Source organism: Pseudomonas sp. URIL14HWK12:I6, assembly GCF_000514195.1.
GTDB classification, from domain to species: Bacteria; Pseudomonadota; Gammaproteobacteria; order Pseudomonadales; family Pseudomonadaceae; genus Aquipseudomonas; species Aquipseudomonas putida_A.
Genome location: NZ_AZVL01000006.1, coordinates 1 through 20,468, shown reverse-complemented (window position 1 = coordinate 20,468; position 20,468 = coordinate 1). Strand labels below are relative to the sequence as shown.

General features: G+C 59.5%; 21 protein-coding genes and 1 pseudogene. 11 read left to right on the top strand and 11 right to left on the bottom strand.

Annotated elements, in window-relative coordinates:
- Positions 1–386 precede the first annotated feature (386 nt).
- Positions 387–1,013, top strand: coding sequence for a response regulator transcription factor (locus H043_RS0111905; protein ID WP_003227711.1), 627 nt, complete (start codon positions 387–389; stop codon positions 1,011–1,013).
- 87 nt (positions 1,014–1,100) lie between these two features.
- On the opposite strand, the gene H043_RS0111900 is transcribed toward H043_RS0111905, so the two are convergent.
- The 8 genes from H043_RS0111900 to metG all read right to left on the bottom strand — a co-directional run bounded on the left by H043_RS0111900 (position 1,101) and on the right by metG (position 8,137).
- Positions 1,101–1,280 carry a PA3496 family putative envelope integrity protein gene (locus H043_RS0111900; protein WP_027612063.1) on the bottom strand — a complete coding sequence of 60 codons (180 nt, stop codon included), beginning with the start codon at positions 1,278–1,280 and terminating at the stop codon, positions 1,101–1,103.
- A gap of 107 nt (positions 1,281–1,387) precedes the next feature.
- The gene (gene nth / locus H043_RS0111895; RefSeq protein ID WP_003227707.1) at positions 1,388–2,026 is read right to left on the bottom strand and encodes an endonuclease III; all 639 of its coding nucleotides are present in this window, start codon (positions 2,024–2,026) and stop codon (positions 1,388–1,390) included.
- Entirely contained in the window at positions 2,023–2,604 is a 582-nt protein-coding gene (locus H043_RS0111890; RefSeq protein ID WP_027612062.1) for an Rnf-Nqr domain containing protein, read from the bottom strand. The genes nth and H043_RS0111890 overlap by 4 nt, the downstream gene beginning before the upstream one ends.
- On the bottom strand, positions 2,601–3,206 hold the full coding sequence (locus H043_RS0111885) for an RnfABCDGE type electron transport complex subunit G (RefSeq protein ID WP_027612061.1): 606 nt from the start codon (positions 3,204–3,206) through the stop codon (positions 2,601–2,603). The genes H043_RS0111890 and H043_RS0111885 overlap by 4 nt, the downstream gene beginning before the upstream one ends.
- The gene (locus H043_RS0111880) at positions 3,203–4,186 is read right to left on the bottom strand and encodes an RnfABCDGE type electron transport complex subunit D (protein ID WP_027612060.1); all 984 of its coding nucleotides are present in this window, start codon (positions 4,184–4,186) and stop codon (positions 3,203–3,205) included. The genes H043_RS0111885 and H043_RS0111880 overlap by 4 nt, the downstream gene beginning before the upstream one ends.
- Complete coding sequence (gene rsxB / locus H043_RS0111875) at positions 4,173–5,387, bottom strand: electron transport complex subunit RsxB (RefSeq protein ID WP_027612059.1); 1,215 nt, start codon at positions 5,385–5,387, stop codon at positions 4,173–4,175. Before rsxB ends, H043_RS0111880 begins: the two co-directional genes overlap by 14 nt.
- Complete coding sequence (locus tag H043_RS0111870; RefSeq protein ID WP_027612058.1) at positions 5,384–5,953, bottom strand: electron transport complex protein RnfA; 570 nt, start codon at positions 5,951–5,953, stop codon at positions 5,384–5,386. Before H043_RS0111870 ends, rsxB begins: the two co-directional genes overlap by 4 nt.
- Before the next feature lie 132 nt (positions 5,954–6,085).
- A complete protein-coding gene (gene metG / locus H043_RS0111865) occupies positions 6,086–8,137 on the bottom strand; it encodes a methionine--tRNA ligase (protein WP_027612057.1) in 2,052 nt (683 codons plus the stop codon).
- A gap of 321 nt (positions 8,138–8,458) precedes the next feature.
- On the opposite strand from metG, the gene apbC reads away from it, so the two are divergent.
- Complete coding sequence (apbC, locus tag H043_RS0111860) at positions 8,459–9,553, top strand: iron-sulfur cluster carrier protein ApbC (protein WP_027612056.1); 1,095 nt, start codon at positions 8,459–8,461, stop codon at positions 9,551–9,553.
- A gap of 16 nt (positions 9,554–9,569) precedes the next feature.
- Here the strand turns inward: apbC and H043_RS30685 are convergent.
- Together H043_RS30685 and H043_RS0111855 are read right to left on the bottom strand one after the other, a co-directional pair.
- Positions 9,570–9,686 (bottom strand): annotated as a pseudogene (locus H043_RS30685) (metal ABC transporter ATP-binding protein); the annotation flags it as partial.
- Positions 9,683–10,441 carry an SDR family oxidoreductase gene (locus tag H043_RS0111855; RefSeq protein WP_027612055.1) on the bottom strand — a complete coding sequence of 253 codons (759 nt, stop codon included), beginning with the start codon at positions 10,439–10,441 and terminating at the stop codon, positions 9,683–9,685. The pseudogene H043_RS30685 and the gene H043_RS0111855, both read right to left, overlap by 4 nt.
- A 164-nt stretch (positions 10,442–10,605) precedes the next feature.
- Here H043_RS0111855 and H043_RS0111850 point away from each other — a divergent pair, with 164 nt between their 5' ends.
- The 4 genes from H043_RS0111850 to groL all read left to right on the top strand — a co-directional run bounded on the left by H043_RS0111850 (position 10,606) and on the right by groL (position 14,129).
- Positions 10,606–11,337 (top strand): HugZ family protein, encoded by a 732-nt coding sequence (locus H043_RS0111850; RefSeq protein WP_027612054.1) that lies wholly within the window; start codon positions 10,606–10,608, stop codon positions 11,335–11,337.
- Between the two features lie 65 nt (positions 11,338–11,402).
- Positions 11,403–11,879, top strand: a complete 477-nt coding sequence (locus H043_RS0111845) for an FxsA family protein (protein WP_027612053.1) — start codon at positions 11,403–11,405, stop codon at positions 11,877–11,879.
- 258 nt (positions 11,880–12,137) lie between these two features.
- Positions 12,138–12,431, top strand: a complete 294-nt coding sequence (locus H043_RS0111840; RefSeq protein WP_007916610.1) for a co-chaperone GroES — start codon at positions 12,138–12,140, stop codon at positions 12,429–12,431.
- A gap of 51 nt (positions 12,432–12,482) precedes the next feature.
- Positions 12,483–14,129, top strand: coding sequence for a chaperonin GroEL (gene groL / locus H043_RS0111835; RefSeq protein ID WP_007964008.1), 1,647 nt, complete (start codon positions 12,483–12,485; stop codon positions 14,127–14,129).
- A 258-nt stretch (positions 14,130–14,387) separates the two neighbouring features.
- Here groL and H043_RS0111830 read toward each other — a convergent pair whose 3' ends face one another.
- Positions 14,388–16,337, bottom strand: a complete 1,950-nt coding sequence (locus tag H043_RS0111830) for an LTA synthase family protein (RefSeq protein WP_027612052.1) — start codon at positions 16,335–16,337, stop codon at positions 14,388–14,390.
- 203 nt (positions 16,338–16,540) lie between these two features.
- On the opposite strand from H043_RS0111830, the gene H043_RS0111825 reads away from it, so the two are divergent.
- The 5 genes from H043_RS0111825 to H043_RS0111805 all read left to right on the top strand — a co-directional run bounded on the left by H043_RS0111825 (position 16,541) and on the right by H043_RS0111805 (position 20,254).
- Positions 16,541–17,224 carry a response regulator transcription factor gene (locus H043_RS0111825; RefSeq protein ID WP_025111688.1) on the top strand — a complete coding sequence of 228 codons (684 nt, stop codon included), beginning with the start codon at positions 16,541–16,543 and terminating at the stop codon, positions 17,222–17,224.
- The gene (locus H043_RS0111820) at positions 17,214–18,497 is read left to right on the top strand and encodes a HAMP domain-containing sensor histidine kinase (RefSeq protein ID WP_027612051.1); all 1,284 of its coding nucleotides are present in this window, start codon (positions 17,214–17,216) and stop codon (positions 18,495–18,497) included. The genes H043_RS0111825 and H043_RS0111820 overlap by 11 nt, the downstream gene beginning before the upstream one ends.
- A 140-nt stretch (positions 18,498–18,637) precedes the next feature.
- Positions 18,638–19,306, top strand: coding sequence for a class I SAM-dependent methyltransferase (locus H043_RS0111815; RefSeq protein ID WP_027612050.1), 669 nt, complete (start codon positions 18,638–18,640; stop codon positions 19,304–19,306).
- 4 nt (positions 19,307–19,310) lie between these two features.
- Positions 19,311–20,024 carry a lipopolysaccharide kinase InaA family protein gene (locus H043_RS0111810; protein ID WP_027612049.1) on the top strand — a complete coding sequence of 238 codons (714 nt, stop codon included), beginning with the start codon at positions 19,311–19,313 and terminating at the stop codon, positions 20,022–20,024.
- 2 nt (positions 20,025–20,026) lie between these two features.
- Positions 20,027–20,254: a hypothetical protein gene (locus tag H043_RS0111805; RefSeq protein WP_025111684.1), complete on the top strand. Its 228-nt coding sequence runs from the start codon at positions 20,027–20,029 to the stop codon at positions 20,252–20,254.
- Positions 20,255–20,468: the final 214 nt, after the last annotated feature.

Below are 20,468 nucleotides of genomic sequence, written 5' to 3'. Positions count from 1 at the left end.
CTTGTTTCAGATGTTGATCTATCAAAGGGTTTTTGATTGTTTTCACGTTGTTTATTTAAACTTATAAGCTGCCGGGGCTGGCGCTGCGTAGCGATGTGCAGTCAATGGATTATCGCGTTTTTTCAGCCGCTCGCTGAGCCGTCTGCCTCGAAAGAACAGTTCGCGTGGTGTTCAGGACGTCATGTTTTTCGCGTCGATGTGAAGGCCAGGAGATGCGTCGTCCCATTTGAAAATCGCCTGTATGGGTTTTTTTGTAGGAATAATCTTTATTTGCTGTAGGGAATGTCTTTTGCTGGGATTGCAATGAAACTCTCTTGTGCCATGTCAGAAGTGACTGGGCTATTGTGCGTGCTCTAAAAATTCGAACAGCGAAACTGGACTTGCCCATGAATAAAGTGCTGATCGTGGATGATCATCCCGTCATTCGTCTTGCTGTGCGTATGCTGATGGAGCGTCATGGCTACGAAGTCATTGCAGAAACGGATAATGGTGTGGATGCTTTGCAACTTGCGCGTGAACAGATGCCGGATATCGTTATTCTGGATATTGGAATACCGAAACTCGATGGTCTTGAAGTTATTGCGCGTCTGAACTCGACACCCATGCCGTTGAAAGTACTGGTGTTGACCTCCCAGGCACCGGGTCATTTTTCAATGCGCTGCATGCAGTCAGGTGCTGCGGGTTATGTATGTAAGCAACAGGATTTGACTGAGTTGCTGAGTGCGATCAAAGCGGTACTGTCCGGCTACAGCTATTTTCCAAACCAGGCCCTGCACACCGTGCGTACCAGTCTTGGTAATGCCAGTGAGGCCGATATGGTGGATCGCCTCTCCGGGCGGGAAATGATGGTGTTGCAGCAATTGGCGCGTGGCAAGACCAACAAGGAAATCGCCGACGGCATGTTTCTCAGCAACAAGACGGTCAGCACTTACAAGACCCGTCTGTTATTGAAGCTCAATGCCCGCTCGCTGGTGGATCTGATTGAATTGGCACAACGCAACGGACTGGTCTGATGATCAGGAATACCGACGGGGCATGGGCCGCTCAGTGTCGGATTCAGCAGAAAGTAAAAAGCCTCCGGTTCGGGAGGCTTTCAAGTGTCAGAGATCAAAATCGTAATCGGCCAACTGCTTTTGCAGTCGGCGCTCCTCAAGCAGGTTATCGATGGTGCGACGTTTACTCAGATTGGTCTTGGCGACCTCGACCACCGGTTCGGCGTCGTCGGTATCCACAACGGTAAAATCTTCATCTACGTCCAGTTGTTCTTTGCTGTCAGTCATAAGGTGAACTCCAGGCTAAGACTGCCTTTGGCGCCCCTTATATCGATATTCCTGCTGCGGGTAAAAAAGATTTTTTCAATCGAAGAATCAATTATTCCAATAGCCAATCAATCGTCCGAGGTTTTGTGTTTGTACTCACACAAATCTTCGATGCGGCAGCTGCCACAGCGTGGCTTGCGCGCCAGGCACACATAGCGACCGTGCAGAATCAGCCAGTGGTGGGAGTCTAGCAGGTAGTCTTTTGGCACAAACTTCATCAGCTTCTTTTCCACTTCAACCACATTTTTACCCGGGGCAATGCCGGTGCGGTTGCTCACGCGAAAAATGTGCGTGTCGACCGCCATGGTCAACTGGCGAAAAGCGGTATTGAGGACCACGTTGGCCGTCTTGCGACCGACGCCGGGCAGCGCTTCCAGTTCTTCACGCGTCTGCGGGACTTCGCCATTGTGCAACTCGACCAGCATGCGACAGGTCTCGATCACGTTTTTCGCTTTGCTGTTATAGAGGCCGATGGTCTTGATGTATTCGGACAGCCCTTCGACGCCCAGCGCGTGGATCGCCGCCGGGGTATTGGCCACCGGGAACAGTTTGGCCGTAGCCTTGTTGACGCCGACGTCGGTTGACTGCGCCGAAAGAATGACCGCGATCAACAACTCGAACGGTGAGGAATAGGCCAGCTCGGTCTTCGGCTCGGGATTGTCTTCATGAAGTCTGCGGAAAATTTCCAGACGTTTGGCGGCATTCATGGGTGATGTGTTTCCTTGGAGAGAGCGGTCGAGCGGGTCCAGGCCTGGCGGGCGGCAAGCAGTAGTCCGAGCACGATGAAGGCGCCGGGAACCAGGGTGAGCAAGTGCAGCCCGTCGCTGAACAGAACCAGGCCTTGCCAGTGTTCCGACAGGCCACGGCCGATGTGGCCCTGACCGAACAGTTCACGCAGTACCGCCAGCGCCAGTAGCAGCCCGCTCGACAGGCCAAAAAACGTCAGGCGCAGGCCAAATGCCTGACGAAAGAATCCATTGTATTCCAGCACTACGCATTGCAAGGCGATCAGCCCGGCATAGATCCCGAGTGACTGTTGCCACTGCAACGCCCAGCGCTGCGCGAGGATATTGGCGCAACTGGTCAGGGTGGCGGCCAGCAGCAGACTGGCCAGCATCAGGTTGTTGCCAGACAACCGCGAGCGCAGCGGGCCGATGCATGCGCCGTAAACCACCACCACAACGCCCGACATCAACAGCATGCCCAGCGCGCCAGCCAAGGTCGCGCTGGTGCCAAGCAGCAGCATCAGCATCAACGTGTTTGTCAGATTCGTTGGCCGGATCATGATCCGCTCCCCAGCAAGGTTGCGCGGTGCTCATCAAAGTAACGCAGGGCGTCATGAATGGCATTGACGGTGGCCCGGGAAGTGACGGTTGCCCCGGCCAGTTGATCGAACTGTCCCTGATCTTTTTTCAGCGCCCAGCCTGCGTCGTCAGGTGCGTTGCGCGACTTGCCGGTAAATGTCGCCAGCCAGTGGTTCGGCCAGTCGCCGATAAGTCCGCCGAGCGCCGGGGTTTCGTTGTGCCGCAGGGTTTTTACCCCCAGCAGTCTGCCGTTGGCATCGATGGCGATCAGCAGTTCGATAGCGCCGGCATAGCCCTCGGTCTGGGTGCGCAACAACACTGCCACCGGCTGACCGGATTTGCTTGCGTGGTAACCAGCCAGCAGCGTGCTGTGGCTCAACGTTGTATCAGTCAGCGCCAGCGGCTGCTCCAGCGGCTGATTGTCGTAGGCATCGGGCGCGATCAGATCCAGCAATTTGCGGCTGTCGAGCAGGCGTTGCTCGCTGGCAATCTGCGGCGCACTGGCGCGCTGCACCACATAAGTCAGGCCGAGACCGGCACCGGCCAGCAGCACAAGCGCCACGAAAGCAGCTGCGCGGCTCATGATTGCACCTGCGTCTGGCGGGCAGCGGCAAAACGTTCCAGAGCCGGTACACACAGATTCATCAGCAACACGGCAAACGCGACACCGTCCGGGTAGCCGCCCCAGGTGCGGATCAGGTAGGTCAGCAAGCCGACACCCACGCCGAACAGCAGTCGGGCCAGCGAACTTTTGGCGCCGGATACTGGTTCGGTAATGATGAAAAACGCACCGAGCATGGTCGCGCCGCTCAGCAGATGAAACAGCGGCGAGCCGTGGGAATCCGAACCCGAACCGTTCCAGCAGAGCAGGCTGACGAAAAACAGGCTGGCCAGCATGCCAACTGGCGCTTGCCAGGCAATCACCCGGCGCTGCAATAAAAACAGTCCACCGGCGAGAAACGCCAGATTGATCCACTCCACGCCGCGTCCACCGAAACGGCCGAATGCCGGATTGGCCGCGAACAATTCATCCATGGTCAGACTTTTGTTGATGCGCAGGCTGTCCAGCGCGGTGGCCTGAACCCAGGCATCCGGAGCCTGGCCCAGATTCAGGACCTGTGCAAAAGCGGCCTGCAGACTCATGCCATGCGCCGGCCAGTGGGTCATTGGCTGCGGGAACAGCAGCATCGCCAGGGCGAAACCGAGCATGGCCGGATTGAACGGATTCTTGCCGATGCCACCGTATAAATGTTTGCCGAACAGCAGGCCCGAAGCCACCGCCGTAACTGTCAGCCACCATGGGCAATAAGGTGGCATGGCGGCGGCCAGCAGTGTCGCGCTGACCAGTGCGCTGCCATCGCTGAACGTTGGTTGCAGTGGTTGTCGGCGCAGGCGGGCGACGCCAGCCTCGATCAGCAGCGCGGTGCTCGCCGCCAGGATCAGGTTGATCAACACGCCCCAGCCGTAAAACCAGAACAACGCCAACAGCCCCGGCAGCGTGGCCAGTAGCACCCGCATCATCGCCTGTTGCAGGCGATCATCCGGTGCTTCACGGGGCGACATGATCTTGCACCTGACGCTCGGCGGCCTGCAGGCGGGCGCGGGCCTTGTCGAGGATGTTGTTCGGCGTGTCGGCGCGGCGTTCGAGTTTGCTCAGGTCGGCGCGGGCGTAGGCCAGTTCGGTTTTCAACTGGCGAAGCTGGTTGTCGAGCGGGCGCTTTTCCACCCGCACCAGGTCAGGCGCAGGCTGCTCGCTCGCCGTCTCGGCGGCGTGAAGGGCTTGCTCGGCATCACGCAGTGCCTGTTCCAGCGTGGCAATTTGCTCGGCTGGCGCTTCGGCGGTCTGGGCCTTTTTCAATTCGGCGCGCCGCATGGCCAGCTGGATTTTCGCCCGTTTCAGGTCGGCGTCTTTCGCCGGAACCGGGGCCGCAGCGGCTGGAGCGGTGGCGGCGCTGCTTTCGAGTTTCGCCAACGCCTGTTCGGCGGCTTCAAACTGCTGTTGCAACACGATCAGTTGCGATTGCTGTTCGAAGGTCGGCGGATGGCCGAAGGCTTTCAGCGATTTGTGCAATTGCGCGCGGCTCATGGCGACATCGATCTTGGCTTTTTTCAATGCCGCGTCGGCGGTTGCGGCTTTCTGCGCGCGCACCCGTTCCAGAGCGGCCTGCACCGGATCGAGAGTAACCACCGCCGGTTGCGCTGCACGCTGCGCCCGGGCTTCGCGCTCAGCCTGTTTCTGCTGTTCCTCGCGTTGCAGGCGGGTGTTGCGGCGTTCAAACCGCTGGCGCGCATGATCGCGTTTGGCTGCGCGCGCGCGCTGCTCTTCAAGGCTCAACGCCAGACCACCGACCACAGGCAAGGTGCCGAGCGGCAGTGGATGCATCTCGATGCAGTCCACCGGGCACGGCGCCACGCACAGGTCGCAACCGGTGCATTCGTCGATCAGTACGGTGTGCATCAGTTTCGCCGCGCCGACGATGGCGTCGATCGGGCAGGCCTGGATGCACTTGGTGCAGCCGATGCACTCGGCCTCGCGGATGTACGCCACTTGTGGCGGTGCCGAGCCACGGCTGACGTCCAGTTCCAGCACCGGCACGTTCAACAGTTCAGCCAAGGCGGCGACGGTTTCGTCACCGCCGGGCGGGCACTTGTTGATCGGTTCGCCATCGACGATGCCTTGCGCATACGGCTTGCACCCGGGGTGGCCGCATTTGCCGCATTGGGTCTGCGGCAGGAGGGCATCGATGAGTTGAATCAGACTCATGTTTTGATCAGTCCACTGAATCCGAGAAAAATCACTGCGATCAGTCCGGCGCCGATCAGGTCGATCGGCAAGCCGCGAAAGGGCAGGGGAATGTCGTTGTCCGCCGTGCGTTCACGCAAGTCGCTGAACAGGCTCAGCACCAGCCAGAAACCCAGCCCGGCGCCGATGCTCAGCGCTGCTGCTTGCAGCAGGCCGCGATCATTTTGCGCGTTGATCAAGGCCAGCCCCAGTACGCCGGAATTACCCAGCAATAGCGGCCACAGTCCGTCGAACGGCCAGTCTGGCAGCGCACGAGCCAACAGCTTCAGCAGCGGCGCGATCAGCAGCACGCTGAGCGGCAAGAACACAAACAGCTGCAGTGCCTGCAATTGCAGCGGCACCAGCAGCCAGTGCCAGAGCACGTACCCGATGAAGCCGACGCTCAGCATCAGGCACGCCGTCGCCAACCCCAGCGCATGCACCTGACGCCGACTGCCGGCCAGCAGCGGATCGACACCCAGCGGCCAGTGCAACACGAAGTTGTTGAGCAGGGCGGCACTGATCAGCGTAAGCGCAAGTTCGGTCATGGTTCTGCCGGCAGCAACGGTCGGGTGTCACTTAAGGTTAGGCATTATCCGGCACCCGCGATGGGTGGGCCAGATATGAAAAATCCCACAGGCCTGCAGAACATGCCTGTGGGATCGTTTCAGCGCTGGGTCTTACTTGATGCGTTGACCCGGCTTGGCGCCGTTGTCCGGGCTCAGCAGGTAGATTTCTTCACCGCCAGGGCCGGCGGCCATCACCATGCCTTCGGAAATACCGAACTTCATTTTCCGCGGCTTGAGGTTGGCGATCATCATGGTCAGGCGACCGTCGAGTTTCGACGGGTCCGGGTAAGCGCTCTTGATCCCGGAGAACACGTTGCGCTGCTCGTCACCGATGTCCAGCGTCAGGCGCAGCAGCTTGTCCGCACCTTCCACGTGTTCAGCCTTGACGATCAAAGCCACGCGCAGGTCGACAGCAGCAAAGGTGTCGAAGTCGATTTCCGGCGACAGCGGATCCTTGGCCAGTTCGCCGTTGCCCGCAGGCGCGGCGGCACCGGTGTCGGTCTGGCTGGCGGTCAGGTCTTCTTTCGAGGCGTCGGTCATGGCTTGCACTTTTACCGGATCGATGCGAGTCATCAACGGCTTGAATTCGTTCAGCTGATGGTTGGCCAGCAGCGTAGTGTGGTCGTTCCAGGTCAACGGGGCGACGTTGAGGAATGCCTCGGCGTCGGCAGCCAGCAGCGGCAGCACCGGTTTGAGGAAGATCACCAGCTGGCGGAACAGGTTGATGCCAGTGGCGCAGATCGCCTGGACTTCATCCTGCTTGCCTTCCTGCTTGTTCAGCGACCATGGGGCCTTGTCGGCGATCCAGGCGTTGGCGCGGTCGGCCAGGGCCATGGTTTCACGCATGGCGCGGGCGAAGTCGCGCGCTTCATAGGCGTCGGCAATGCTTGGCGCCGCGGCGAGGAAGGCTTCGGTCAGCTCTGGCGCGGCATTGTTGTCGACCAGCAGGCCGCCGTTGCCCTTGTGGATGAAACCGGCGCAACGGCTGGCGATGTTGACCACTTTGCCGACCAGGTCGGAGTTGACCTTCTGCACGAAGTCTTCGAGGTTCAGATCGAGGTCATCGACGCCACGGCCCAATTTGGCCGCGTAGTAGTAACGCAGGTATTCCGGCGACAGGTGATCCAGGTAGGTACGCGCTTTGATGAACGTGCCACGGGACTTGGACATCTTCTGGCCGTTGACGGTCAGGTAGCCGTGCACGTTGATCCCGGTCGGCTTGCGGAAACCGGCGCCTTCGAGCATGGCAGGCCAGAACAGGGCGTGGAAGTTGACGATGTCCTTGCCAATGAAGTGGTACAGCTCGGCGGTGGAGTCCTTGCCCCAGAACGCGTCGAAGTCCAGCTCCGGCGTGCGGTTGCAGAGGTTCTTGAAACTGGCCATGTAGCCGATCGGCGCATCCAGCCACACATAGAAATATTTGCCCGGCTCGTCCGGAATCTCGAAACCGAAGTACGGCGCATCGCGGGAAATGTCCCACTGCTGCAGGCCGGCGTCCAGCCACTCGGCGATCTTGTTGGCCACGGCGTCCTGCAGGGTGCCGCTGCGGGTCCAGGTCTGCAGCATCTGCTGGAAGTCTGGCAGTTTGAAGAAGAAATGCTGGGAATCCTTGAGCACCGGAGTGGCGCCGGAGATCGCCGACTTCGGATCCTTCAGATCGGTTGGCGCGTAGGTCGCACCGCATTTTTCGCAGTTGTCGCCGTACTGGTCTTCGGTGCCGCATTTCGGGCAGGTGCCCTTGATGAAGCGGTCGGCCAGGAACATTTTCTTTTCCGGATCGAAATACTGGGTGATCGAGCGCTGGGCAATGTGCCCGGCGTCACGCAGCTTCAGATAGATCTGGCTCGACAGCTCACGGTTTTCTTCGGCGTGAGTGGAGTGGAAGTTGTCGAAGTCGACCAGGAACTCGGCAAAGTCGGCGCTGTGTTCAGCCTGCACGTTGGCGATCAGTTGTTCCGGGGTGATGCCTTCCTTTTCCGCGCGCAGCATGATCGCCGAACCGTGGGCGTCGTCGGCACAGACATAGATGCATTGATTGCCGCGATGCTTCTGGAAGCGCACCCACATATCGGTCTGGATGTATTCCAGCATATGGCCAAGGTGAATCGAACCGTTGGCGTAGGGCAGGGCGCTGGTGACGAGGATCTTGCGTGGTTCGGACATGTGGGGCTTCGCTACTTGATGAAACGGAGGTCGGCCACTATAAAGCGCTGGCGCATATTTTTCACCCTGTGCCGCTGGGTACTTTGAGAGCATTTGTGGCGAGGGGATTTATCCCCGATGGGTGGCGAAGCCGCCCCCAAACCCGATATCAGGGCCTATCAGGTACACCGCGGGTGATGGTTCTGCGACTGCTGCGCAGCCGATCGGGGATAAATCCCCTCGCCACAGGTGCTGACTTGCTCAAGTAATCAGTTCGCCACAAATCTGCGTCCAGCGTACGATACCCGCCATCTTTTCCCAGTCTTGTTATCGGAGTTGCCCATGAGTGCCGTCACTCGCGCAGCGGTGGAAGCCGTCCTCAGCCAATACACCGACCCCTACCTGAACCAGGACCCGGTCAGCGCCGGTTGCGTGAAGCACATCGAGATCGTCGGTGATCGCGTCAACGTGCAGCTGGAAATCGGTTACGCCGCCGGTCTGTTCAAGAGCGGCTGGGCACAGTTGCTGCAGCTGGCCATCGAAAACCTCGATGGCGTGACGATCGCCAAGGTCGAGGTCAACAGCGTGATCGCCGCGCACAAGGCCCAGGCGCAGATCCCGGGGCTGGCCAACGTCAAGAATGTGGTCGCCGTGGCTTCGGGCAAGGGCGGTGTGGGCAAGTCGACCACGGCGGCCAACCTCGCGCTGGCGCTGGCCCGCGAAGGCGCCAAAGTGGGGATTCTCGACGCCGACATCTATGGCCCGAGCCAGGGCATCATGTTCGGCATCCCCGAGCGCACCCGCCCCGAGGTCAAGGATCAGAAGTGGTTTGTGCCGCTCAAGGCCCACGGTGTCGAAGTCATGTCGATGGCGTTCCTGACCGACGACAACACGCCGATGGTCTGGCGCGGGCCGATGGTCTCCGGCGCACTGCTGCAACTGGTCACGCAAACCGCGTGGGGTGACCTGGATTATCTGGTGATCGACATGCCCCCAGGTACCGGCGACATCCAGTTGACCCTGGCGCAGAAAGTCCCGGTGGCCGGTGCGGTGATCGTCACTACCCCGCAGGATCTGGCATTGCTGGACGCGCGCAAAGGCGTGGAAATGTTCCGCAAGGTCAACATTCCGGTGCTGGGCGTGGTGGAAAACATGGCGGTGCACATCTGCTCGAACTGCGGACATGCCGAACATCTGTTCGGTGAGGGCGGTGGCGAAAAGCTGGCGACCCAATACGGCGTCGAACTGCTGGCCTCGCTGCCGCTGTCGATGCTGATCCGCGAGCAGGCCGATGGCGGCAAGCCAACGGTGATCGCCGAACCGGACAGCCAGATTGCGATGGTCTATCAGGAACTGGCCCGCCACGTCGGCGCACGCATTGTGTTGCAGGAAGCGGCAACGCCGGCGATGCCGAATATCAGCATCAGTGACGATTGATAGCCTGAAACACAATCAACTGTGGGAGCGGGCTTGCTCGCGAAGGCGGTGTGTCAGTCGACGAAAATGTTGTCTGACCCACCGCTTTCGCGAGCAGGCTCGCTCCCACATAGGTTTCTGTGTTGGCAGTCAGATCCGCAAGCCGCCATCCATCTCCAGAATCCGCCCGGTGTAGTAGTCGTTCTCGAAGATGTACGCCGCCGAATGGGCGATCTCTTCCGGCTTGCCCATGCGCTTGAGCGGAATCCCCGAAGTCATCTTCTCCAACGCTTCCGGCTTCATGCCCAGGGTCATCTCGGTTTCGATGAAGCCCGGCGCAATGCCTGCCACGCGAATGCCATAACGCGCCAGTTCCTTGGCCCAGGTCACAGTGGCTGCGGCTACGCCAGCCTTGACGGCAGAGTAGTTGGTCTGGCCGACGTTACCGGCACGGGAGATCGAAGAAATATTGATGATCGCGCCGCTGTTCTTCAGCTCGACCATTTTCGCCGCCACTTCACGGGTGCAGAGGAACACGCCGGTCAGGTTGACGTCGATCACCGCCTGCCACTGGGCCAGACTCATCTTGGTCATTTCGCCGTCCTTGACCTTGAGCAGCAGGCCGTCACGCAGGATCCCGGCGTTGTTGATCAGGCCATGGATCGCGCCGAAATCTTCGGCAACCTGCGCGACCATGTGCTCAACCTGTTCTTCATTGGCCACGTTGCACAGATAGCTGCGCGCCTCGACGCCCTTGGCCTTGCAGGCGGCCACCGCGTCGTCGAGTTTTTCCTGATTGAGGTCGACCAACGCGAGCTTCGCGCCTTTGCCGGCGAAATACTCGGCCATGGAACGGCCCAAACCCTGGCAACCGCCGGTGATAATGATTACTTTGTCGTTGAGTTGCATTCGCATGCCCCGATAGCCGGTCTGAGTGGTTTTTGTTATTGGCGACGCTCGATCCGTACCGGTTATGGCCGGATTGCACATGAGCATTGCCCGATGGCGTGACCGGGACTTATCCCCAGGCGCCTGTCCGTTTTTTCGACGGATTCTAATTAAGGAGTCATAAATTGAGCGTTGAAGCGGCCAAGAATGCCCGAGAATTGCTTCTCAAGGAATACCGTGGCGTATTGTCCACCCACTCCAAATCAATGCCCGGTTTCCCGTTTGGCTCGGTGGTGCCGTATTGCCTGGATGAGCAGGGCCGCCCGCTGATCCTGATCAGCCGCATCGCCCAGCACACCCACAACCTGCAGAAAGATCCGAAATGTTCGCTGCTGGTAGGTGAGCGTGAGGCCGACGACGTGCAGGCCGTTGGTCGCCTGACCTACCTGGCCGAAGCGCAGAAGCTCGAAGACCCGGCTGCCATCGAAGCCGCCGCCGAGCGTTATTACCGGTATTTCCCCGACTCGCAGAACTACCACAAGGCCCACGACTTTGATTTCTGGGTGCTCAACCCGGTGCGTCACCGCTACATCGGTGGTTTCGGTGCGATTCACTGGGTCGATCAAGTAACCCTTGCCAACCCATTTGCCGGCAAGGCGGAAATCAGCATGGTCGAGCACATGAACAGCGATCACGCCAAAGCCATTGCCCACTACGTCGAACTCAGCGGGTTGCCGAAAACCGTACCGGCGCAACTGGCCGGGATCGACAGCGAAGGCATGCACCTGCGCATCGGTCAGGCGCTGTACTGGCTGGCGTTTCCAGCGCCTTGTCATACGCCGATACAAGTGCGCGAAGCCTTGGTTTCTCTGGCTCACGCCGAGGTCTGGCCAAAAAATGCGGTGGCTGACGCTTGAATTCACGAAAGGGCGACGTCATCTAAGGCTTACTGCAAGGCATTTCTTGCGTTGAGGAATCTTTGATGCGCCCTTTTTTGTTGCTCTTTCTGCTGTTTCCGGTGCTGGAGCTGTTCGTATTCGTCAAAGTGGCAGGGGCGATCGGGTTTTTCCCGGCCCTGCTGCTGATCATTCTCGGCTCGATGTTCGGCGTGTTCGTGCTGCGCATCGCCGGTCTGGCCACGGCACTGCGTGCCCGTGAAAGCCTGAATCGCGGTGAGTTGCCCGCACAGACCATGCTTGAAGGCTTGATGCTCGCCTTGGCCGGTGGCCTGTTGATCCTGCCGGGCTTCATCAGCGACGTGGTCGGTCTGGTGATGCTGCTGCCGTTCACCCGTCGCCTGCTGGCGAACAAGATGCGCCAGCGCGCCGAAGAACAGGCAATTCGTCAGCGTGCCTTCGCCGACGACCTGCAACCGCGTGGCGGTCCTGCACCGCGCCAGCCTCTGGGCCGCGAGGGTGATGTGATCGAAGGCGAGTTCGAACATCGCGACAGCAAGTAACCCCTGCTTCGACACGGCACCTTCGGGTGCCGTTTGTTTATGCGCGGCATTCAAGGGGCAATTGATGAAAAATTTTCTGCCCCCGCCCTTGTAATAAGCTTATGCGCCCTTATGTATCGGTCACCGAAAGGTTTCCGGCATTCAAGCCGGACAGACTTCCGCGGTTTGCTCGACGAACCGCAACCGGCGCAGGCCGGATTTGTTAAACCCGCCGGGACTACACCGGCCGATGAAAACCACAATTAGGAGAGATCGACAATGAAGCTTCGTCCTCTGCATGACCGCGTCGTCATCCGTCGCAGCGAAGAAGAAAAGAAAACCGCTGGCGGTATCGTCCTGCCAGGTTCGGCTGCTGAAAAAGCCAACCACGGTGTGATTCTCGCTGTAGGCCCGGGCAAGGCTCTGGAAAACGGTGAAGTGCGTGCACTGTCCGTGAAGGAAGGCGACAAGGTTGTGTTCGGTCCTTACTCCGGCAGCAACACTGTGAAAGTCGACGGCGAAGACCTGCTGGTAATGAGCGAGAACGAAATCCTCGCTGTTATCGAAGGCTGATACCCCCCGTTCATTTTCCCGTTACTACAAAGTATTTAAGGAATATCGATCATGGCTGCTAAAGAAGTTAAGTTCGGCGATGCCGCTCGCTCCAAGATGCTCAAAGGCGTCAACGTTCTGGCTGACGCGGTAAAAGCGACCCTGGGCCCGAAAGGCCGTAACGTGATTCTCGAGAAGAGCTTCGGCGCTCCGACCATCACCAAGGACGGCGTTTCCGTCGCCAAGGAAATCGAACTCGAAGATCGCTTCGAAAACATGGGCGCGCAGCTGGTCAAAGACGTTGCCTCCCGTGCCAACGATGACGCAGGTGACGGTACTACCACTGCGACCGTTCTGGCTCAGTCGATCGTCAACGAAGGCCTGAAAGCCGTCGCTGCCGGCATGAACCCGATGGACCTGAAGCGCGGTATCGACAAAGCGACCATCGCGATCGTCAAAGAGCTGAAAGCCCTGTCCAAGCCATGCGCTGACACCAAGGCTATCGCTCAGGTAGGTACCATCTCCGCCAACTCCGACAACTCCATCGGCGACATCATTGCCGAAGCCATGGAAAAAGTCGGTAAAGAAGGCGTGATCACCGTTGAAGAAGGCTCGGGCCTGGAAAACGAACTGTCGGTTGTAGAAGGCATGCAGTTCGACCGTGGCTACCTGTCCCCGTACTTCGTCAACAAGCCGGACACCATGGTTGCCGAGCTCGACGGCCCGCTGATCCTGCTGGTCGACAAAAAGATCTCGAACATCCGCGAAATGCTGCCAGTGCTGGAAGCCGTTGCCAAAGCCGGCCGTCCACTGCTGATCGTTGCCGAAGACGTTGAAGGCGAAGCCCTGGCGACTCTGGTCGTGAACAACATGCGTGGCATCGTCAAGGTTGCAGCCGTCAAGGCTCCAGGCTTCGGCGACCGTCGCAAGGCCATGCTGCAGGACATCGCCGTTCTGACCGGCGGTACCGTGATCTCCGAAGAGATCGGCCTGAGCCTGGAAAGCACCACCCTGGAGCACCTGGGTAACGCCAAGCGCGTGACCCTGTCCAAGGAAAACACCATCATCGTTGACGGTGCTGGCGTACAAGGCGACATCGAAGCCCGTATCGCTCAGATCCGTGCCCAGGTTGCCGAAACTTCCTCGGACTACGACCGTGAAAAACTGCAAGAGCGTCTGGCCAAGCTGTCCGGCGGCGTTGCAGTGATCAAGGTTGGCGCTGGTTCCGAAGTTGAAATGAAAGAGAAGAAGGCCCGCGTTGAAGACGCCCTGCACGCAACCCGTGCAGCCGTTGAAGAAGGCGTGGTACCTGGCGGTGGCGTTGCGCTGATCCGTGCTCTGGAAGCCCTGACCGAACTGACTGGCGACAACGCTGACCAGAACGTCGGTATCGCTGTACTGCGTCGCGCTGTTGAAGCGCCGCTGCGCCAGATCGCTGCCAACTCCGGCGACGAGCCAAGCGTAGTCGTCAACGAAGTGAAGAACGGCAAAGGTAACTTCGGTTACAACGCTGCTTCGGGCGAATACGGCGACATGATCGAAATGGGCATCCTGGACCCAACCAAGGTAACCCGTTCCGCTCTGCAAGCTGCAGCCTCGATCGGCGGTCTGATCCTGACCACCGAAGCAGCTGTTGCTGATGCACCGAAGAAAGAAGGCTCGGCTGGCGGCGGTATGCCAGACATGGGCGGCATGGGTGGCATGGGCGGCATGATGTAAGCCAGCCTTACCCCTGTAACGAAAAACCCCGCCTGCGATGAGCAGGCGGGGTTTTTTATTGCGCGGACTCCAGGCTTCACACCATCCCCTGTGGGAGCGAGCCTGCTCGCGAAAGCAATCACCCCGTCACTACAGCTGTGACGCATGCACAGCATTCGCGAGCAGGCTCGCTCCCACATTGGGATCTGGATTTCCTGTGATAACCGGTTGCGCAAAAAAAAGCCCCGGTGCATCAGCCCGGGGCGTTTCTATTGACGGTTACTGTTCGCTGACCTGGACAGTGCTGTCCTTCGCCGGCTTCCAGCTCAACAACTGCTGTTTGAAGCCATAACTGGCCGCCTGGTAATACGCAATGGCCCGGCTGACCAGCGGATCGTCGCTGCTGACCCGCGACTCGCGGCTTTCGGTCAACGCATCGTCATGCCGGCGCAAGCCCTGGCGCGGGCTGAGGATCGCCAGATCCTTGCCATCAAACAGACCCAGGTGCTGGTAGTTGCCGACCACCACGCGCGGTGGCAACGGGTTGTCCTGCAACAGGTTGCGACCAAAGAACGTCGAGGTGTAATCCAGGTTGAGCAAGCCCAGCAGCGTTGGGGCCAGATCGATCTGGCTGGCCAGTTGCGCGCTCTCGCGAGCTTCGATCATTTTCGGCGCGTAGATGAACAGCGGAATCTGATAGTTGCTGATCGGCAAGTCTTCCTTGCCGGCGCTGCCCGCGGTGTGGTCGGCGACGAAGATGAAGATCGTATTGTCGAACCACGGCTTCTGCCGCGCCTGCTCCAGGAACTGACCAATCGCATAGTCGGTGTACTTCACCGCGCCGTCACGGCCGTTGCCGGACTTGATGTCGATTCGATTGTCCGGGTAGGTGTATGGACGATGGTTGGAGGTGGTCATCAGTTGCAGCAGAAACGGCTGCTGTTTGGCGTAGTCGGCATCCGCCAGTTTCAGGGTCTGACGATACAGATCTTCGTCGGCCATGCCCCAGGCGTTCTTGAAGTGGATCTCGGCTTCATCGACGCTGCTTTGGTCGACGACACGATAGCCGTTGCCGCTGAAGAACGCGTTCATGTTGTCGAAGTAGCCGCGGCCGCCGTAGACGAACACGCTGTCGTAACCCACCGCGCTCAGTTGCTGGCCAAGGCTGGCGAAACCGCTTTCACGGCCGATGCGTTTGACGATCGAGCGGCCCGGCGTCGGCGGGATGGCCAGGGTGATCGCTTCCAGACCGCGATCGGTGCGGGTGCCGGTGGCGTAGAAGTTATTGAAATACAGGCTCTGCTTGCGCAACGCGTCGAGGTTTGGCGTCAGGTTGCGACCGTCGCCATTGCTGCCCAGGTACTTGGCGCTGAGGCTTTCGATGGTCACCAGCACAATGTTTGGCTTGCGCGGGGTGCCCGGGTTGTCGATCACCCGGCGAATGTCCTGTGGATCCTTGCCAATGAAGCGCGCGTCGCTTTCGCTCAGCTCGGCGCGGATCTGGCTGGCGACTTTTTCCGCCGGCAGGCTCTTGTAGAACTGGGTGTAGTCCAGTTCATTGTTACGGAACGCGGCGAAGAACTGATACGGGCCGTTGCTGGCCAGTTCGTTCTGGTAGGCGTTGCCGCCCTGGGCACGCGGGGCGTCCTGGCTGAGCAGTTGCAGGCTGAGGCCCGCAACGATCAACAGGCCCAGGGCACTGAGCAGACGCCCGCGCAACGACGGCAGCGGGGCATTCATGGCAGCATTGAACGGCTTGCCCAAGGCAAAGCTGATCACCACGGCCAGCACGCCGAGGAGGCTCAGCAGTTTGCCGATCGGGTACGACTCGAGGACGTTGTTCAGCACTTCGTCCGAGTACACCAGGTAATCGACGGCGATGAAGTTGAAGCGCACGCCGAACTCGTCCCAGAACAGCCATTCGGCCACTGCCACGAACAGCATGGCGAACAGGCTGACTGTCAGCAGGGCGCGCAGAAACCCGCGATGTCCACGACGCCGCCACAGGCCCGGCGGGCAGAGCAGCAGGTACAAGCCCATCGGCAATGCCGCATAGGCCAGGAAACCCAGGTCGTACAGCGCGCCGATGCCGAACACCGACAGGGCGAAGCCGCCGGCCTCATCCAGGTGAGTCAGCAGCAGTACCGCTCGAGTCAGAAGAAAGATGACCAGCCAGGCGCCGGTGATGAGCAGCAGAAAGCGCACGGGCGCGGTCTTGAGAAGGTCCATTGTCTAGTTTTCCTTATATCAATGGCGCGCGAGTTTCGCGGCGTCACTGTAGTCAGGTTGTGAATCGATAGTGAAAACTTTGTTAAACATTTAATTTGCCTGGGCAAATTGATTTGCACACCTGTCGGCCCTAGCCCTGAAACGGCGTTGGCCTTAAGCTGCGCGGGCCATGACGGCCGTCACTGTGTACGGAGGAGATGCCAATGCGAATTCTATTGGTCGAAGACAACCGCGATATCCTGGCCAACCTGGCCGATTACCTGGGGCTCAAAGGCTATACCGTCGATTGCGCCCAGGACGGCTTGTCGGGCCTGCATCTGGCTGCCACCGAGCATTACGACCTGATCGTGCTCGATATCATGCTGCCGGGGATCGACGGCTACACCCTGTGCAAGCGCCTGCGTGAAGATGCCCGGCGCGATACGCCGGTGATCATGCTCACCGCCCGCGATCAACTGGACGACCGGCTGCAGGGCTTCAAGTCCGGGGCCGACGATTATCTGGTCAAACCGTTTGCCCTGTCCGAGCTGGCGGCGCGGGTCGAGGCGGTGATGCGCCGGACTCAGGGTGGCGGACGCCGTGCGCTGCAGGTGGGTGACCTGACCTACGATCTCGACACGCTGGAAGTGACCCGCGAGGGCAAGCTGCTCAAGCTCAACCCGGTCGGCCTCAAGCTGCTGGCAGTCTTGATGCAGAAGAGTCCGCATGTCCTGCGCCGGGAAATTCTCGAAGAAGCGCTGTGGGGCGATGACTGCCCGGACAGCGACAGCCTGCGCAGCCACGTCCACCAATTGCGTCAGGTGATCGACAAGCCATTTGCCAAGCCGTTGCTGCAAACCGTGCACGGCGTGGGTTACCGCCTGGCCGAGGGGCGTGATGGAGTTTAAGCAAAGCCTTTCCCAGCGGATCATCATCGCCTTTGCGCTGATGAGTGCGCTGGTGGCCGGGGCCTTCGCCATGGGCATCGTGGCGACCGTGCACCTGGTGGAGGAGAAACTGATTTCGGCGGGGCTGGGCGGCGACCTGCAGCGTCTGCTGCTGATGGACAACGTATCGGACTGGAGCCATCGCCCGGAACCGGACCAGTTGTTCTATTTCAGCGGCGGACCGGGTGATTTCGAGCTGCCCAAGGATCTGCGTCACCTCGATGCGGGGTTCCACGAAGTGTTCCGCGAGCAGCTGTCGTATCACGCGATGGTCGAGATCGTCGACGGTCGGCGCTACGTGCTGCTGCAGGATCAAAGCGATTTCGAAGAACGCGAGCGCGTGCTGTTCGCCGTGGTGCTGGTGGGCTTTGTGCTCAGTCTGGCGCTGGCGGTATTCCTCGGATGGGTGCTGGCGCGCAAGGTCATGGCGCCGGTGGTGCGCCTGGCACGGCAAGTACGGCATCGCGATCAGTTGCTCGGTCTGGCGCCGCCACTGGCGCCGGACTATGCGGCTGACGAAGTCGGCGAACTGGCGGTGGCGTTCGATGCCACGCTGGGGCGCCTGCGTCAGGCACTGACTCGGGAGCGGCTGTTCACCAGTGACGTCAGCCACGAGCTGCGCACACCGTTAATGGTGCTGGCGAGTTCCTGTGAACTGCTGCTGGAAAATCCGGGGCTGGATCAACGCGGTCGTGCCCAGGTCGAGCGCATCGCCCGCGCCAGCGAAGAAATGCGTGAACTGGTGCAGACCTTCCTGATGCTCGCCCGCGCCCAGCGTGAAGACGCCGGTTCGGCGCCGCAGCAGAACATCAGTCAGGTGGCCGATGGCTTGTTGAGTATCTGGCGTGAACCGATCGAATCGAAAGGGCTGCAGCTGATGTTCGAGCCGGGCAATCCGCCGGACACTCGCTTCAACGCGACTTTGCTCAGCGCCGTCATGGGTAACTTGCTGCGCAATGCCTGTCACTACACCGAGCAGGGCTTCATCCGCCTGACGCTCAACGACAACGGCTTCGTCGTCGAAGACTCGGGCGTCGGCATTCCCGAGGAAAAACGCGAGGCCATGTTCCAGCCCTTCGTGCGTGGCAATGAGAAGCGCGGCGAAGGCTTGGGCCTGGGCTTGTCGCTGGTGCAGCGGATCTGCGAGAACCAGGGCTGGGAGGTGACGTTGAGCACCATGCAGCCCAATGGCTGCCGCTTTGAGGTGACGCTGGGCCGTGCTGACGGTCGCTGATGGCCCCGCGCTATTGCTTTCTCCCTGTAAAACCCTGTAATAGTTTGCCGGTTTACCTGACGTAATTTTCACAAAGGGACGACCTGACGCTGACATGCCACTACCTATGGTAGGGGCATCAGTTATTCAGGAGTCCTGAAATGAGCAGTCCGATCAAGCTCGATTTTTCCGAAAAGTATGATGACCAGCATGCACAAAAATATTTGCGCAAGCACCAGGACGGTTTAGGTCGTCGGTTGTCACATTGGCGGGACGAGCAGCTGGCCCGCAAGGCACTGACGCTGGCGGGCGAGCCGGGGCTGGTTCTGGATCTGCCGTGTGGTGCAGGGCGTTTCTGGCCGTTGCTGGCGGAAAAACCCAATCGGGTGATCATTGGCGCGGACAATTCCGAGTCTATGATCAAGACCGCGATGCAGGCGCAACCGGCTGATGTGGTGAAACGGGTACAACCTTTGCACACGTCTGCGTTCGACATTGCCTTACCTGATAACGCCGTCGACAGCATTTTCTGCATGCGTTTGCTGCATCACATCGGTGAAGCCGAACATCGGCGGACGATTTTGCGCGAATTCGAGCGTGTCACCCGTGACAGCGTAATCATTTCGTTGTGGGTGGACGGTAATTTCAAGGCCTGGAAACGCAAACGCGCTGAACAGCGCCGTGGGCAGGAAGGTTACCAAAACCGGTTTGTGTTACCGGCTGTGACAGTAGAAAAAGAGTTCGAAGACGCAGGTTTTCGCATTCAGGAACAACTGGACTTCATTCCGCTGTATGCCATGTGGCGGGTTTACGTATTACGCAAGAGGTAACAGGATGGCGGTGCAAATAGCAGCAGAAACGGAAGTCGCTCCCCAGGATCGCTTCGACTACTACTGGAACCAGCGCGGTGAATGGGTGGAAGAACCCAACGTGCGCCGTGGTGGGGAAAGTGGTGTGCAACGAGTCGTGGGCCGTGACGGCCAGTTGCTGTATGCCAAGCGCCAGACCGGACATATCTATCGCAGTTGGCTGCATCCTTTCGGCCGGCCGACAGTCTTGCGAGAGCTGGATGCCCTGACCGGTGTCAGCCGCCTCGGCGTACGCGTCCCGCAAATCGTCTTCTGCGGTGCGCAGCCGGATCCGCAATACAAGTGGCGTGCGTTGCTGGTGACCAAGTCGCTGGACGGTTTCGACGAACTGGAGAAGTGGGAAGCCGCCGGCGGCCGTGCCCAATATGGCGAAGCCGTTTACGAGCGCGTCCTCAAAGACCTGGCCGAAAACCTCGCGCGCATGCACAAGGGCCGTTGGCAGCACAGCTGCATCTACATCAAACACGTTTTTGTACGGGTGACCGGCGAAGGTGATTCGGCTCAGGTCGAAGTGGCATTGATCGATCTGGAGAAATGCCGTCAGCGTCTGACCGCTTATCGCGCGGCCTCCCATGACATGAAGCAATTGCGTCGCCATTCGTCGTTCAGCGACACGGACTGGAAAAAACTCGTCTACTTTTATGAGACGGCGTTTGGCAGCGCTATCAAAGGTTTATAGCGATGAAACTCGAAATTGCACGAGGTTTGTTTTTGGTTGGAGCCTTGGCAGTTGCTTCATTGGCGGTGGCGGCCTGGGAGCAGCCCCGCATGCAGGTGATCGGTGCTACCACAGGCGATGCTCACTGCGCAGTACCACGGGTGGCGAAAGCCTCCGTGGCGACTAAACCTGACCATGATCTGTTGTTGTTCATGTTCGGACTTTCTCAAGGGATGAGGCCACAGAGTTGAACCGATTGAAGCCAAAATGAAAGGCCTCGCAGATGCGAGGCCTTTTTTATTGCGCGTGTTCCAGGGATCACACCATTCCCCTGTGGGATCGGCGAAAGATGGAGATTTGTGGCTGGTTGCGATCAAGGATGGGAGTGGGCTTGCTCACGAAGGGGCCGGCACATTCAGCATTGCTGTTGACTGACCCGACGCTTTCGCGAGCAAGCCCGCTCCC

Coding starts and splice junctions, on each gene's coding strand:
- H043_RS0111825 (WP_025111688.1), top strand. CDS start 16,541: ATGCGAATTCTATTGGTCGAAGACAACCGCGATATCCTGGCCAACCTG.
- H043_RS0111805 (WP_025111684.1), top strand. CDS start 20,027: ATGAAACTCGAAATTGCACGAGGTTTGTTTTTGGTTGGAGCCTTGGCA.
- nth (WP_003227707.1), bottom strand. CDS start 2,026: ATGAATGCCGCCAAACGTCTGGAAATTTTCCGCAGACTTCATGAAGAC.
- H043_RS0111905 (WP_003227711.1), top strand. CDS start 387: ATGAATAAAGTGCTGATCGTGGATGATCATCCCGTCATTCGTCTTGCT.
- H043_RS0111845 (WP_027612053.1), top strand. CDS start 11,403: ATGCGCCCTTTTTTGTTGCTCTTTCTGCTGTTTCCGGTGCTGGAGCTG.
- H043_RS0111840 (WP_007916610.1), top strand. CDS start 12,138: ATGAAGCTTCGTCCTCTGCATGACCGCGTCGTCATCCGTCGCAGCGAA.
- rsxB (WP_027612059.1), bottom strand. CDS start 5,387: ATGAGTCTGATTCAACTCATCGATGCCCTCCTGCCGCAGACCCAATGC.
- H043_RS0111855 (WP_027612055.1), bottom strand. CDS start 10,441: ATGCAACTCAACGACAAAGTAATCATTATCACCGGCGGTTGCCAGGGT.
- metG (WP_027612057.1), bottom strand. CDS start 8,137: ATGTCCGAACCACGCAAGATCCTCGTCACCAGCGCCCTGCCCTACGCC.
- H043_RS0111890 (WP_027612062.1), bottom strand. CDS start 2,604: ATGATCCGGCCAACGAATCTGACAAACACGTTGATGCTGATGCTGCTG.
- H043_RS0111830 (WP_027612052.1), bottom strand. CDS start 16,337: ATGGACCTTCTCAAGACCGCGCCCGTGCGCTTTCTGCTGCTCATCACC.
- groL (WP_007964008.1), top strand. CDS start 12,483: ATGGCTGCTAAAGAAGTTAAGTTCGGCGATGCCGCTCGCTCCAAGATG.
- H043_RS0111885 (WP_027612061.1), bottom strand. CDS start 3,206: ATGAGCCGCGCAGCTGCTTTCGTGGCGCTTGTGCTGCTGGCCGGTGCC.
- H043_RS0111820 (WP_027612051.1), top strand. CDS start 17,214: ATGGAGTTTAAGCAAAGCCTTTCCCAGCGGATCATCATCGCCTTTGCG.
- H043_RS0111810 (WP_027612049.1), top strand. CDS start 19,311: ATGGCGGTGCAAATAGCAGCAGAAACGGAAGTCGCTCCCCAGGATCGC.
- H043_RS0111870 (WP_027612058.1), bottom strand. CDS start 5,953: ATGACCGAACTTGCGCTTACGCTGATCAGTGCCGCCCTGCTCAACAAC.
- H043_RS0111900 (WP_027612063.1), bottom strand. CDS start 1,280: ATGACTGACAGCAAAGAACAACTGGACGTAGATGAAGATTTTACCGTT.
- apbC (WP_027612056.1), top strand. CDS start 8,459: ATGAGTGCCGTCACTCGCGCAGCGGTGGAAGCCGTCCTCAGCCAATAC.
- H043_RS0111815 (WP_027612050.1), top strand. CDS start 18,638: ATGAGCAGTCCGATCAAGCTCGATTTTTCCGAAAAGTATGATGACCAG.
- H043_RS0111880 (WP_027612060.1), bottom strand. CDS start 4,186: ATGTCGCCCCGTGAAGCACCGGATGATCGCCTGCAACAGGCGATGATG.